This window comes from Actinomyces faecalis (assembly GCF_013184985.2).
Classification (GTDB): domain Bacteria; phylum Actinomycetota; class Actinomycetes; order Actinomycetales; family Actinomycetaceae; genus Actinomyces; species Actinomyces faecalis.
The window spans coordinates 771,625-784,257 of the sequence record NZ_CP063418.1; the positions used below are offsets into that span (position 1 = coordinate 771,625).

At 66.0% G+C, this 12,633-nt stretch carries 13 protein-coding genes; 8 read left to right on the forward strand and 5 right to left on the reverse strand.

The window, feature by feature from the left end; genetic code table 11:
- Nucleotides 1-5: 5 nt before the first annotated feature.
- Nucleotides 6-425: a PadR family transcriptional regulator gene (locus HRL51_RS03135; RefSeq protein WP_172193348.1), complete on the reverse strand. Its 420-nt coding sequence runs from the start codon at nt 423-425 to the stop codon at nt 6-8.
- 318 nt (nt 426-743) lie between these two features.
- Here HRL51_RS03135 and HRL51_RS03140 point away from each other — a divergent pair, with 318 nt between their 5' ends.
- Entirely contained in the window at nt 744-1,148 is a 405-nt protein-coding gene (locus HRL51_RS03140) for a GNAT family N-acetyltransferase (RefSeq protein WP_172121347.1), read from the forward strand.
- 634 nt (nt 1,149-1,782) lie between these two features.
- Here the strand turns inward: HRL51_RS03140 and HRL51_RS03145 are convergent.
- The gene (locus HRL51_RS03145) at nt 1,783-2,187 is read right to left on the reverse strand and encodes a winged helix-turn-helix transcriptional regulator (protein WP_172121348.1); all 405 of its coding nucleotides are present in this window, start codon (nt 2,185-2,187) and stop codon (nt 1,783-1,785) included.
- Between the two features lie 84 nt (nt 2,188-2,271).
- On the opposite strand from HRL51_RS03145, the gene HRL51_RS03150 reads away from it, so the two are divergent.
- Entirely contained in the window at nt 2,272-3,282 is a 1,011-nt protein-coding gene (locus HRL51_RS03150) for an NADP-dependent oxidoreductase (protein ID WP_172193350.1), read from the forward strand.
- Between the two features lie 102 nt (nt 3,283-3,384).
- Here the strand turns inward: HRL51_RS03150 and HRL51_RS03155 are convergent, their stop codons facing one another.
- Both HRL51_RS03155 and HRL51_RS03160 read right to left on the reverse strand, forming a co-directional pair.
- The gene (locus HRL51_RS03155; RefSeq protein WP_172121350.1) at nt 3,385-4,029 is read right to left on the reverse strand and encodes a hypothetical protein; all 645 of its coding nucleotides are present in this window, start codon (nt 4,027-4,029) and stop codon (nt 3,385-3,387) included.
- 5 nt (nt 4,030-4,034) lie between these two features.
- Nucleotides 4,035-5,138, reverse strand: coding sequence for a hypothetical protein (locus tag HRL51_RS03160; RefSeq protein ID WP_218957650.1), 1,104 nt, complete (start codon nt 5,136-5,138; stop codon nt 4,035-4,037).
- Between the two features lie 607 nt (nt 5,139-5,745).
- Between HRL51_RS03160 and HRL51_RS03165 the strand changes: the two genes are divergently transcribed.
- The 6 genes from HRL51_RS03165 to mnhG are packed head-to-tail and all read left to right on the forward strand — an operon-like array spanning nt 5,746 to nt 12,295.
- Complete coding sequence (locus tag HRL51_RS03165; protein ID WP_172193353.1) at nt 5,746-8,649, forward strand: Na+/H+ antiporter subunit A; 2,904 nt, start codon at nt 5,746-5,748, stop codon at nt 8,647-8,649.
- On the forward strand, nt 8,646-9,074 hold the full coding sequence (locus HRL51_RS03170) for a Na(+)/H(+) antiporter subunit C (protein ID WP_172121353.1): 429 nt from the start codon (nt 8,646-8,648) through the stop codon (nt 9,072-9,074). The genes HRL51_RS03165 and HRL51_RS03170 overlap by 4 nt, the downstream gene beginning before the upstream one ends.
- Nucleotides 9,071-10,720: a Na+/H+ antiporter subunit D gene (locus HRL51_RS03175; RefSeq protein WP_172193354.1), complete on the forward strand. Its 1,650-nt coding sequence runs from the start codon at nt 9,071-9,073 to the stop codon at nt 10,718-10,720. Before HRL51_RS03170 ends, HRL51_RS03175 begins: the two co-directional genes overlap by 4 nt.
- A complete protein-coding gene (locus HRL51_RS03180; RefSeq protein ID WP_172121355.1) occupies nt 10,720-11,451 on the forward strand; it encodes a Na+/H+ antiporter subunit E in 732 nt (243 codons plus the stop codon). The genes HRL51_RS03175 and HRL51_RS03180 overlap by 1 nt, the downstream gene beginning before the upstream one ends.
- Nucleotides 11,448-11,900, forward strand: a complete 453-nt coding sequence (locus HRL51_RS03185) for an MrpF/PhaF family protein (protein WP_172193356.1) — start codon at nt 11,448-11,450, stop codon at nt 11,898-11,900. Before HRL51_RS03180 ends, HRL51_RS03185 begins: the two co-directional genes overlap by 4 nt.
- Entirely contained in the window at nt 11,897-12,295 is a 399-nt protein-coding gene (gene mnhG / locus HRL51_RS03190; RefSeq protein WP_172193358.1) for a monovalent cation/H(+) antiporter subunit G, read from the forward strand. The genes HRL51_RS03185 and mnhG overlap by 4 nt, the downstream gene beginning before the upstream one ends.
- A gap of 145 nt (nt 12,296-12,440) precedes the next feature.
- Here the strand turns inward: mnhG and HRL51_RS03195 are convergent, their stop codons facing one another.
- Entirely contained in the window at nt 12,441-12,632 is a 192-nt protein-coding gene (locus HRL51_RS03195; RefSeq protein ID WP_172121358.1) for a CsbD family protein, read from the reverse strand.
- Between the last annotated feature and the right edge of the window lies 1 nt (nt 12,633).

Here is a 12,633-nt window from a genome sequence, read left to right on the forward strand (position 1 = left end):
GGTGTTCAGGGAATGGGGTGTCGGGGAGCGTTCCGGCTTAGGGGAGGATCTGGTGCTAGGGCGGCCTTCTGTGGAGGAAGTAGGAGGGCACCGATCGTGCCGGAGAACTGGGTCCATTGAGTGGCATAGGCCTCCAGCTGGCTGTGGCCGGCCTCGGTGAGGGTGAGCATCTTGCGTCCTGGACCGCCGTCGCCTGCGACCCAGGTGGCCTTGACCAGGCCGTCCTTCTCCAGTGTGGTGAGAACCGGGTAGAGCGCGCCACCCTTCACGTGCCCCAGCCCGGCAGCCTCAAGGGCTTGGGTGATGGCGTAGCCGTATGTGCGGCCGCGGGAGATAACGGCGAGGACGGCGGCCGGCAGGAAGCCACGTAGCCATGCGGGTGGGTAGCCCGTGGTGACATGGGCCCGCGCGATCTTAGGAGACATATCTAGATATTAAAGATAAGTAGTTAGATTGTCTATATAGGGTGTTGTCTGACTGGTGAGCATGAGGTGACGGTGACTGCAGGCGCGGGTGAGAGAATCCCGGAATCGCTCAGTGATATATCCTGAACCGTCCATTGCTTCCCGTGGCTGGCCTTGGAGCATCCTGTGGCTCTGCAGGAGGCTCTCGAATCACCCGTTGCCTCTCATGGCCGGCCACCAGTGTGAGCAAATGGCTAGGGGCTTGGCCTCTAAGGTGGGTTGGCGCCGGCCTGGTGGGCAGCCTGGTCTCCGTGGCGGCCGCGGTCCTAGACTCCGCTCATGTCAACGCTGACCTATCTCACTGAACCAGACTGCGTTCGTCCCGAGCAGGTCTCGGGCTTCTTCGTTGGCTGGCCGACTCCTCCTAGCCCGCAACAGCTCGTGGACGTCATGGACGGCAGCTACCGGAGAGTGTGGGCACTGGACGGTGAACGAGTGGTCGGTTATGTCAGTGCCATCAGTGACGGTGTCCTCAACGCCTTCATCCCTTGGCTGGAAGTCCATCCGGATTACCAGGGGCGGGGGATCGGCGTCGAGCTCATGCGTCGGATACTGGAGCAGCTGGATGGTATGTACGCCGTTGACCTTGCCTGTGACCGCGAGCTGTTGGGCTACTACGAGCGACTCGGGTTCTTTGCTGGTCATGCCGTCCACCGCCGTGACCCGGGGGTGCTTCAGGGATAGCAGGCGATGGTGCCGTGGGAGGACAAGGGGAACGGTGGCCTCGGAGCGTGGCGCGAAAAACGCGGGGTTCCGCTATTGCTATCGCTCGCCTGATGGACGGGTCTCGCTGTTGTCCTCCCGAGGCACCATTCCTGTGCTGTCCTAGGGTGAGCAGTTCACGGTGCGGACGGCGCCAGTACCTCGTCAACCTCTACCGCGCCACAACGCAGTGAGTGCGAGATATGCGTCTTGACCGTTGACATGGACAACCATGGACGGTTGCACAACTTTTGCTCGCGCCGCCCCGGGGATACTGAGCCATGATCACGCCGGTGCGGCAGGATCACAGGCTTCCTGATGGTGATGGCAGCCCTCTTCCCGGTTGCCGCCACCCGACTGGACCGGATCGAGAAGTGAGTGTCATGAGTGCGCCCGCGTGGGGTGGTGGGATCTGCTCGTGGCAGAGATCCTCAGGCTGCGTCGGTCCCTGATGCGGGTCTTTGTGCTGCTCCTGGCCGCTTGCCGCTGCTGACACTGTCTGCGCTGGAGGGTGCGACGGTGACAGTGGGCCGGGGGGGGGCATCCTGTGGCCGCCGTCGTGGGGCCATCGCGGCGAGAGGGCTCATATCCGTCCCGTACGGACAGCAGTTGCTCCTCAGTCCTGTGTGCCCAGGTGCTCACTCCGTAGCGCTTGGATCCGGCGCTCTAACTCGGCGCTCTCCAGCGGCATATGCGTGGCAGTCGTGGGGTCAATGAGCGTGCCCAGTCGGCTGAGCTCAATGAGTAGCGGCACGGTGGCGATCCCTAGTTCGGTGAGGCTGTAGCGCCCCTGCTTGCCGCGAGGCGCCTCCTGTTTGGTGAGGAAGCCGTGCGCTGTCAGGTCTGCCAGGCGCCGGGAGAGTAGTGGGGCACTGATGCCTTCCTCGCTACCGGTGAGCAGCTCGCGAAAAGAACGGTGGTTCTTTGCTGTGATGTCCCGCAGGATCAGCAGACTCCACCGGTCGCCCAGAAGCTCGATGCTGCGGTTGATTGGGCAGGAGGATCTCGGTTGCTCAATCATGGCGCTCCTCGTGGTTGCGTTCTGTTATCACTAAGGCTACGCTTACCCCAAGAAGTTGCAAAATATAACTACGTGGAGGAATGTGTGCGTGCCTATGTCTTGGACCGGTACGGTGCCCCGCTTCGCGCGACGCAGATCGCCCGCCCTGAGCCCAAGGATCACGAGGTCCTCGTGCGGGTGGTGGCCAGTGGGGTCAACCACCTGGACGAGCGTCTGCGCCTGGGCGAGCTGAAGTCACTCTTCCCGCTGCACCTGCCTAAGGTCATGGGCTCCGAGCTCAGCGGTGAGGTGATCCAGGTGGGTCGTCAGGTCCATGGCCTTGCGGTGGGGGACAAGGTCTACGGCTTCCCGGGTCCGCAGGCCATGGGAAGCTTCGCCCAGTACGTGACGGTTGATGCTGCTGCCCTCGCGCTCGCCCCCTCCTCGGTCCCGCTCGTTGACGTCGCCGGACTGCCGGTTGTAGGCCTGTCAGTGTGGCAGGGTTTGGTGGGCCTGGGGGGTCTGAGCTCCGGTCAGCGAGTCCTCATCCATGGCGGTGGCGGGGGAGTGGGGTCGATCGCGATCCAAGTCGCCAAGTACCTGGGGGCCTATGTCATCACCACAGCCTCGGCCTCCAGCGCCCAGGCCGTCCGTGACCTCGGTGCGGACGAGCACGTTGACTACACCAGCCAGGACTTCACCCATGTTCTCAGGCATCGCCCGGTTGACCTCGTCCTGGACACCCAGGGCGGCAAGGTACTCGAGCGCTCGCTCCAGGTGGTGCGCAAAGGTGGCATGGTGGTCTCACTGGCAGGCACACCTGAGCCGACTCTGGCTGACCGCCTAGGCTCGGGGATCATGGTCAAGGCAGCTCTCGGTGCGATGAGCTGGCGGCTGCGCAGGCGTGCGGCCCGCCTGGGCGTCACCTACCGCTTCCTGTTTATCCGGCCTGATCGTGATGGACTGCGCAGTCTGGCGCGGATGGTGGACGACGGCGTCCTGCGCCCAGTGGTGGGGCGAGTCCTGCCCGCTGAACAGACCCTCCAGGCTTTGGAGGTACTTATGGCCGGTGGCGTGCACGGCAAGATCATTGTGAGCCACGTTCTGGAGAGCTGAGTTCGTCGGTATGGCAGTGCCGGCGTGTGGGACGCGGAGTGACTCGTCGCAGACCCACCGCTGTGGGGCACGGTAGCCGCCGTGCCCCACAGCGGAACCAGATCAGTGATTTGTCCCGCCGATGACCTCATCCGACTGGAACTCGGTGTAGGAAGCCAGGCTGCTGTCCGTGACGATGCGGGCGAGGAACTGGAGATTGGCGAGGTTGTCGCTGCGCCTGCTGCGTTGCCAGGTGAGGTCGATCGTGATCTCCTGCCCGGGATCGAGAGTGCAGGCAGTCTCAAGGCTGGACTGCGGGGAGGATAAGGTCGGCGAAATCAGTGAGTCCACGCTCTCATTGCGTGAATTGGGTGTCTTCCCGGCAGTGGCAACGAGCGTTGTGGGCTTCTTATTGAGGATCCCAGAGGAGTCGAGCGTCCACACGGAGAAGACGACCTTAGTCCCGGCAGGCAGGGGCACTGTACCTGTGTTGGCGATAGTCAGCGTGAGTGGGACGGACATGGTGGTCGTGGCAGGCATGAAGATGCTCGCATTCTTCTCCTTGGCCACTGGGACTTTGACGGGGGATGACAGCGTCAGGTTCAGGCTCTGCCCCTCGTAACGACGCAGTGCCGTTGCGCGTGTTGCGCCGCATGAGGGGGAGGACTGAGAGACAGCCAGGGCGGGAGCTGCCGCAGCGATGGCGATCGCAGGAACGGCCCAGGAGGTGCCAGCCAGGACGGTGCGACGCGAAAGGGATGAGGTCATGGTCCTTAGGCTCCCATCGAGATGCGGATGACGCCGCTGATTGTTCCCTGCCACCAGATGCCGTCCTTGATGAGGCCGACCATCTCCAATGTGTCGATTCCACCGATTGCGGCCAATCCGGGAATTATTTGTTCGTAACGGGTGAGGCCCGTTTCTGGATCGATGGCCACGGCGTGAACGTTGCTGCCCGTGGTGCCAATGAGAGTAGGACGACGTTCACAGGTGTAGATGAGGTTGTCGGGGACAGACAGGCGGGGGACGGCCGCTGAGTAGACATCGGTGCGGTTCCACACCTGCGTCAAGCCGTCATCAGTGACATCCCAGCGCTCCATCCCCGGAGCGAAGGGCGCGCTGGCAGGAACTGAGGTCCCAGCACCGTCCGGGTACTTGGGATAGGGGTAGCCGTAGGTTGAGGCACCGAAGACTGTGTTATTGATGCCGATCATCGAGTTCTCGGTGCCAGACTTGCCTGCCTGGAAGAGCGCTGCTGACCCGATCAGCTCCCCATCGGAGACCCTGTAGACGATCGCCGACTCCTGGCTGTCGGCGTTGTCAGAAAGCATGACGTACTCGCCGCCGCTCGGCCCGAAGAAGGTGGGAGAGGCGCCGGATCCCCAGGACAGCTGGCCAGGCTTGCGGTGGGTGCCGCGGTCGTAGCTGTGGGCCCACACAATACGCGGGGTGTTGTCGGCGCCTGCAGTGAGCTGATAGATGCCGTAGTTGGTGATGACGTTGACACCATCAGGGCTTGAGGAGATCGAGTTGTCGACGTTCTCGTCACTACTGAACTGACGCAGTGGGGTGGCACGGATGAGGCCGCGTTCAAGATCGACGACGATCACAAGGGACTTCTTGGAGGCGATCCAGACCCGCCCCTGCCAGTCTGGGGTCAGTCCGACCACCTGGTCACCTTGGAGCACCGAGGACAAGTCTACGCGCTGGTCAATCCGCAGGTTGCGGCCGTCAGTGTCATGGGTGACGCGGATGAGCGTGGAGGTCCCGTCTACCAGCACCATGCGGTTCTCATTGTCCACGTACGCGTAGACACCGCCGAGCAGAGCTCCCTTGGGCAGGTTGAGGTCATTTAAGACAGTGCCGTCCGAGCTCATGGTGGTGACATTCGGTTGGAGTCCAATGAGATCAGAGGAGAGCACCTTGGTGCACAGGATCTGGATGATCCCATCAGCACCGGAAAGGATGGTGGGGCAGGCACCGCCCAGAGGGATGGTCTTGACGTTCCACTTCCCTCCGCTTGCAGGAATTCCAGGACCCGATAGTGGTGTCGCATCGGATGCCTGTGCGTCGCAGTGCATGGTCGCCGCACCTGCGGGTCCAAGGTAGGGGTTCGCGGGCGCATTGTAGGTAAAGGGCAAGACTTGCTCCCGAGTGCTAGTGCGGCAGTGCTGTCCTCTGGGCGTGCTTCACGGCCCCAGTCTCGGCAGAGAGCGTAAAGGCCGCCAGCAGACGATGCCTAGTCCACAAGTCCTGATATGCCTAGGCCTGGTTCTTTCCGCTAGCTAGGTACGCAGTCAGGGCCCACGGGTCCTGACAATGTGCAGGCCTGGGTCCTGTCCGCACAGGTGCGCGCGGACCGCGGCAGCCTATTCCTGTGTTCGCCAGGAGCGGGGGGAGTCGGACCGGGATCATGATGCCCGGTACGCTGGTCCGGCGCCCTCCGCGACCTGCCTCCTGTCCGCGATCGAAACGGAGCCTCACGTGCTGCTCGCCCTCGTCGCCCTCCACATGGTGGTTGGTGGCGTCGTGCCGCTCCTGGCCCGCAGGATCGGCACCCGGGCATTTTTCCTCGCCGCGCTCGTCCCGGCTACCTCCTTCGCCTGGCTCCTGGCGCAGGCAGGCACCATCACCTCTGGCGGCACCCTGGCGGCTGACCTCAGCTGGATCCCGGCTCTCGGGGTGTCCCTGGCACTGAGAATGGGGTTGGTGCAGTGGGTGCTCGCTCTCATCGTCACCGGTGTCGGCTCGCTCGTCCTTCTCTACTGCCGCTGGTACTTCAGCCCTGGCCCGGCGGCGACGCGCTGCCTGACGCTGCTGACCTGGTTCGCCGGCACCATGCTCGCGCTTGTCAGCGCCGACGACCTCATCGTCCTGTACGTCATGTGGGAGCTGACCACCGTCTACAGCTACCTGCTTATCGGTAACGACTTCACCCGCAAGGCCAACCGCGGTGCGGCGCTGACCGCGCTCATCGTCACCACGATCGGGGGACTGGCGATGCTGGTGGGCATCGTCATCCTGTGGGTGCTGACCAGCACGCTCAGCCTGTCAGCCATCGTGGCAGCGCCGCCGAGCGGCACCCTGGCGACGGTCGCGGCGCTGCTCATGCTCGTGGGCGCCCTGAGCAAGTCTGCGCTGGTCCCCTTCCACTTCTGGCTGCCGGGTGCCATGGCCGCCGCCACGCCCGTGTCCGCCTACCTGCACGCCGCCGCCATGGTCAAGGCAGGGGTGTACCTCGTGGCGGTACTCGCTCCTGCCTTCTCCTCAGTACCTGGCTGGCGCCTGGCCGTGGGGCTGCTCGGCGCAGTCACCATGCTCATCGGTGGTTGGCGCTCCCTGCGTCAGACTGACATCAAGCTGTTGCTGGCCTACGGCACGGTCAGCCAGCTCGGCTTCATGGTCCTGCTGACAGGCATGGGTACCCGCTCGGCCGCGCTGGCGGGGCTGGCCATGACGATCGCCCACGCCCTGTTCAAGTCGGCCCTCTTCCTCGTCATCGGTATCATCGACAAGTCTGCCGGGACCCGCGATCTGCGCGAGCTGTCCGGGGTGGGGCGGCGCATGCGCTCCCTCAGCGTCGTCATGGTGCTGGCCGCCGCCTCCATGGCTGGGCTCCCGCCCATGCTCGGTTTCGTGGGCAAGGAGGCCGCCTTCGCCGCCTTGGTGGCCCTCGTGCGCCAGGGGGACGGCACGGGCCTGCCTCCGGCCGTGGCGGTGCTGGTCCTCATCGCGGTCGTCCTGGGCTCAGTTCTCACGATGGCCTACTCCCTGCGCCTGGTCTGGGGCGCGCTCGCTCGAAAGCCTGGTAAGGAGGACACCGCTCTGACGATGCCGGCGCGCGGCATGCTGCTGGCTCCGGCGGTGCTGACGCTGGGCAGCCTGGCTGGTGGCATGTTCTCCTCGATGCTGGGGCACGTCCTGGAGCCCTACGCCGACTCGATGCCGCTGGGCCTGCCTAGTACACACCTGGGCCTGTGGCACGGGCTGGGGGCGCCTCTGGCTGCCTCGGCCATCGCAGTCATTGGTGGTACTGTCCTGTTCACGAGCCGTGAGCGGGTGGCTCGGATCCAGTCGACCTTCCCTGAGGTCGTTCCTGCTGACGAGTGGTACCGGCGCGGGGTACGTGCCGTTGAGCGCGCGGGCGTCGAGACGATCTCACGGGTCCAGGCAGGATCCCTGCCGGTCTATCTCTCAGTCATCCTCACGGTCGCCGTGCTTGCGGTGGGGACGCCGTTGCTGCTGACGACCAACTGGCCCAAGACCACAGTCTGGGCTGACTCCCCGGCCCAGGTCGTCGTCTCCGTCGTCATGGTGGCAGCTGCCCTGCTGGCCGCGGGCTCGCGCGGGAGGGTCCGCGCGGTCCTGCTGGTGGGCGTGACCGGGTTCGGGGTCTCTCTGCTCTTCCAGATGCACGGCGCCCCGGACCTGGCTCTGACACAGGTGCTGGTTGAGACCGTTACCCTCGTAGTCTTCGTCCTGCTGCTGCGGCGCATGCCGCGCTACTTCACCAACCGGCCGCTGGCTGCCACCCGCTGGTGGAGGGTCCTGCTCGCAGGGGCCGTCGGTCTCGTGGTGGTCCTGCTGGCGCTCATCGCTCCCAGCCTGCGCGTGGACGAGCCGGCGTCCTCCGGGCTGTACGAGTCGGCCAAGAGCTTTGGCTACGGCTCCAACATCGTCAACGTGGTCCTGGTCGACACCCGAGCCTGGGACACCATCGGCGAGATCTCGGTGCTCGTCATCGCCGCTACCGGCGTGTCCAGCCTGATCTTCCTGCGCTCGCGCAACGTCAGGCACGTGGCACGGGGCGCCGGACGCAGCCGCCGGGTCACCCGTGGCGGCGTCGGGGAGGACCATGCCTGGCTGCGTGGCTCGCGTTCTCTGAGCCCGTCAGCGCGCTCGCTGCTGTTCGAGGTCGTCACCAGGATCGTCTTCGGCGTCATGATGATGGTCTCGGTGTGGCTGCTCCTGCGCGGGCACAATGCCCCTGGTGGCGGCTTCGCGGCCGGCCTGGTGGCTGGTATGGCGCTGATGACCCGGTACCTGGCTGCCGGAGCCAGCGAGCTGGAGGAAGCGGCACCGATCGACGCCGGCCACCTGCTGGGCTCGGGCCTGCTCGTCTCCCTCGTCTCAGCGCTGGCACCCGCTGCCCTGGGCGGCACCGTCCTGCAGAGCTATGAGATCAGTGTCCAGGTGCTGGGAGAGGAGCTCCACCTGGTCTCCTCCACGGTCTTCGACGTCGGCGTCTACCTCGTCGTCGTCGGTGTCCTGCTCGACTACGCCCGAAGCCTGGGAGCCGGCATCGACGCCCAGGCGCGAGAGCACCGCGCCCCTGTACCCCGTCCCAGCTCGACCGTGACCGCCCCGGCCCAGGAGCAGCGCCCATGACCGCCAACCTCACCCTCGCACTCGTCGCGGGCCTGCTGGTGGCCTGCGGGGTCTACCTGCTCACCGAGCGCTCACTCTCGCGTATCCTCATGGGTGTCATCCTCATGAGCAACGGGGTCAACGTCCTCTTCCTCGTCGCCGTCGGCCGCGCCGGTCGGCCGGCGATCCTGGGACAGGAGGACCCGGCGGCGATGACGGACCCGCTGCCGCAGGCCATGGTGCTCACCGCCATCGTCATCACGATGGCCGTGTCCGCCTTCGTCATGACCATGGCCTACCGCTCCTTCCAGCTCTCCGGCCACGATGAGGTCCGCGACGACGTCGAGGACCGTCGTATCCGTGAGCTCGCCGAGCGGGACGAGACCTCGACCTCCTTCGAGGAACAGACCTTCTCTGACACGGGAGAGGACGTGGTCAGCGAGTGAGCAACGTCCTGGCCCTTCCTGTCCTGGTGCCCATGCTGGGCGCCGCGCTGGCGCTGCTCGCCGGCCGCCGACCCCGGCTCCAGCGAGCGCTGTCCGTGGCGGCGCTGGGCACCGTCGTCGTCGTGGCGGCCTTCCTTGTCTACCTCACCGAGACTGACGGCATCCAGACCCTGTGGGTCGCGGCGTGGCCGGACTCGGCCGGCATCGTGCTGGTCGCAGACCGGCTGTCCTCCCTCATGCTGCTGGTCGCCTCGATCGTCACCCTGGCCGTGCTGGTCTTCTCCACCGGGCAGGACCAGGAGGAGGTGCGTCAGGAGACGCCGGTGTCGATCTTCCACCCGACCCTGCTCCTGCTCAGCGCCGGGGTCTCGGACGCCTTCCTTGCCGGGGACCTGTTCAACCTCTACGTCGGCTTCGAGATCCTTCTCTTCGCCTCCTACGTCCTGCTCACGATGGGGGCGACCCGGCCGCGTATCCGGGCCGGCGCGATCTACGTGGTGGTCAACCTCGTCTCCTCGGCGCTCTTCCTCATCCTGCTGTCTGTGGTCTACACGGCTACCGGTACGGTCAACATGGCCGAGCTGGCGCAGCGTGTGCCACAGCTGCCGGATGACATGCAGCTGATGATCCAGGCGCTCATGCTCACCGTCTTCGGGATCAAGGCCGCGGTCTTCCCCCTCTCCGCGTGGCTGCCTGACTCCTACCCGACGGCGCCTGCGCCGGTCACCGCCGTCTTCGCTGGGCTGCTGACCAAGGTCGGGGTCTACTCGATGCTGCGGGTGCAGACCCTGATCTTTACCGAGCGGCCGCTGACCACGATCCTGCTCATCGTGGGGGGCGCCTCGATGATGGTGGGCATCCTGGGGGCCGTGGCCCAGAGCGAGCTCAAGCGTCTGCTCTCCTTCACCCTGGTCAGCCACGTGGGCTACATGATCATGGGCGTCGCCCTGGCGACTACGGGCTCGGTGGCGGCCGCTATCTACTACACGGCCCACCACATCACCATCCAGACGGCTCTCTTCCTCACAGCGGGCCTCATGGCTCGTGTGGGAGGCTCGACCGAGCTGGACAAGGTCTCTGGCCTGGCCTCGCTGTCCCCGCGGCTGGCGCTGCTCTTCGGGATCCCGGCTCTCAACCTCGCTGGTATCCCACCCTTCAGCGGCTTCATCGGCAAGATCGGGCTCATGCGGGCCGGTGCCCAGGTGGGCACGCCCCTGGCCTGGTTGCTCGTGGTGACCTCGGTGGTCGCCAGCCTGCTCACGCTCTACGTCATGGCCAAGGTCTGGAACCGGGCCTTCTGGGGCGAGGTCCGTGTGGTCGGTGCCCGCAGGACCGGCACGTCCCGTTCGTCCAGGCTCTCCGCCTCAACCGTGCATCCGGAGGAGACGACGGCGCAGCAGGCATCCGCCCCGGTCACCACGGTGACGCCTGCCGTGCGCGAGGGCGGGACGCCGGCGGCACCGGCAGTCGCCTCCACGTACGTGGCCGAGCCCATGCCTGGTGTCATGGTCGGAGCGAGCCTGGGGCTGATCGCTGTCTCGCTGGCACTGACGGTGGCAGCAGGACCGTTGTACGAGTTCTGTGAGCACGCTGCCACGATGCTGCTCAGCGACGGCTACGTCACGACCGTGCTGGGAGGTCGCTGATGGACAACCAGCTGGGCACGCGCGCGCGTGAGGGAGCCGAGCGGGCACGACGACGCCTCCGACGCCCACGCGACCTGAGCGGGAAGGGCGTCAACCTCGTCCTGCTCACGGTGGTGTGGGTGCTCCTGGCCGGCAGGCTCAGCGTCTTCACGCTCGTCAGCGGGGCGCTGATCGCCGTGGCGGTCACTGTCCTGTTCCCGATGCCGGCCATCGTGTGGCCCGGGTGGATCCATCCGGTCGGTCTTCTCCGGCTCGTGGCGGCGGTGACCTGGGACCTGGCCCGTGCCTCGGTGGAGCTGGCGTGGTTCGCGCTGTCATGGAGACGTCAGCCGCGCTCGGGCGTGGTCGCGGTTCCCTTGAGCTCGGACGCTGATCTCTACCAGGTCGCTACCGGCACGATCCTGTCCATCGTGCCGGGGTCTGTGGTGGTCGAGGCCCGCTGGCGCACACGCACGCTGTACATGCACATCTTCGACATGAGGGCCGACGACGTCGCTGCCGAGCAGGAGGCGGCGCTGAGGGCAGAGCTGCGTATCCTGCGTGCCTTCGGGACGAACGAGGAGATCGCTCGCGCACGGGAGGTCCTCAAGGCCCTCGGTACGGGCCAGCGTCCTGAGGCGAGCCAGCGGGACGGTCTGTCGGACGGTGCTGCGGTCGGTTCCGTGGACGACGCCGGTGCTGCCGTCGTGACTGACGGTACTGGTGAGTCGGCGGGGAAGGAGACGGTATGAGCGTGCTCATCACGGTGGCTCACGCCCTGACACTGGTCCTGCTCCTTGCTGCCGCGGCCATGACGCTGGCTCGTATGGCGATGGGGCCTTCCAGCCTGGACCGCTCGATCGCGACCGACCTTCTGACAGCGGTGACGGTTGCGGCAACGGGCCTGTACGTCGTCGTCTCCGGCTCGGTCACCGCGCTGCCGGTGCTCGTGGTCCTCAGCCTCATCGGTTTTACCGGCCCCGTCGCTATCGCCCGCCTCATCTCCAGCCGGGCGGCACAGGTGCGCGACCTGCGCCGCTCCAACCGACGTGGTTCTGCACCCGCGGTGTCCCGGGGTACGAGCGAACGGGCGCTGGACGTGGCCCAGGCCTGCAGCACGGCTGCGTCTGAGGCTGCGCAGAGCTGGGACGATGCCGAGGACGGCGAGGACTCGGACGCTGATACGGAGGGACGCCGATGAACGGGGTGGCAGATCTCGTGGCGGCCCTGCTGCTCCTGGCAGGGGCCTTCTTCTGCTTCACGGCCGCGGTGGGGGTCCTGCGCTTCCCTGACGTCATCACGCGCCTGCACGCGGCCACCAAGCCGCAGGTCTTCGGCCTGCTCCTCATCCTCACCGGTATCGTCGTCTCCCAGCGCAGCTGGGAGGTGGCTGGTATCTGCGTGCTGGTGGCCGCCTTCCAGATCGCCACCAACCCGGTCTCGGCCCACATGGTCTCTCGCACGGCCTATCGCACCGGGCTGTGGGAGGCCGGTGACGCTGTCGTCGACGACCTGGCCAGCGACCTGGAGAAGGCAGGGTACCTCCATCCGGAGGACCGGGTCGACGACGACCTGTCCGCGCCACCGGCGCCGTAGGTGAGCGGGACGCTCAGCAGGAGGGCTACCTGGACGGAGACGGAGGTGCCTGACGGTACCTACAGACGCAAGCGGTGCCTGCCTCCCGCGCGGGAGGCAGGCACCGAGCTGAACATCCTGTCGGGTGTCGGGCGTCAGGGACGAGTCACTCCTCGCCCTTGAGACGGTTGACCACGCCCTGGACGGAGTCCTTGACGTCGTCGACCTTCTCAGCGACCTTGCCCTCAAGGTTCTGCAGCTTGCCCTCGGTCTCAGACTCCTTGTCACCGGTGACCTTGCCGAGGGTCTCCTTGGCCTTGCCGGCGAGCTTGTCAAAAGTAGCGTCGCTGTCTGCCATC

Coding starts and splice junctions, on each gene's coding strand:
- HRL51_RS03135 (WP_172193348.1), bottom strand. CDS start 425: ATGTCTCCTAAGATCGCGCGGGCCCATGTCACCACGGGCTACCCACCC.
- HRL51_RS03155 (WP_172121350.1), bottom strand. CDS start 4,029: ATGACCTCATCCCTTTCGCGTCGCACCGTCCTGGCTGGCACCTCCTGG.
- HRL51_RS03195 (WP_172121358.1), bottom strand. CDS start 12,632: ATGGCAGACAGCGACGCTACTTTTGACAAGCTCGCCGGCAAGGCCAAG.
- HRL51_RS03170 (WP_172121353.1), top strand. CDS start 8,646: ATGACCGCCAACCTCACCCTCGCACTCGTCGCGGGCCTGCTGGTGGCC.
- HRL51_RS03185 (WP_172193356.1), top strand. CDS start 11,448: ATGAGCGTGCTCATCACGGTGGCTCACGCCCTGACACTGGTCCTGCTC.
- HRL51_RS03160 (WP_218957650.1), bottom strand. CDS start 5,138: ATGAGCTCGGACGGCACTGTCTTAAATGACCTCAACCTGCCCAAGGGA.
- HRL51_RS03140 (WP_172121347.1), top strand. CDS start 744: ATGTCAACGCTGACCTATCTCACTGAACCAGACTGCGTTCGTCCCGAG.
- mnhG (WP_172193358.1), top strand. CDS start 11,897: ATGAACGGGGTGGCAGATCTCGTGGCGGCCCTGCTGCTCCTGGCAGGG.
- HRL51_RS03145 (WP_172121348.1), bottom strand. CDS start 2,187: ATGATTGAGCAACCGAGATCCTCCTGCCCAATCAACCGCAGCATCGAG.
- HRL51_RS03180 (WP_172121355.1), top strand. CDS start 10,720: ATGGACAACCAGCTGGGCACGCGCGCGCGTGAGGGAGCCGAGCGGGCA.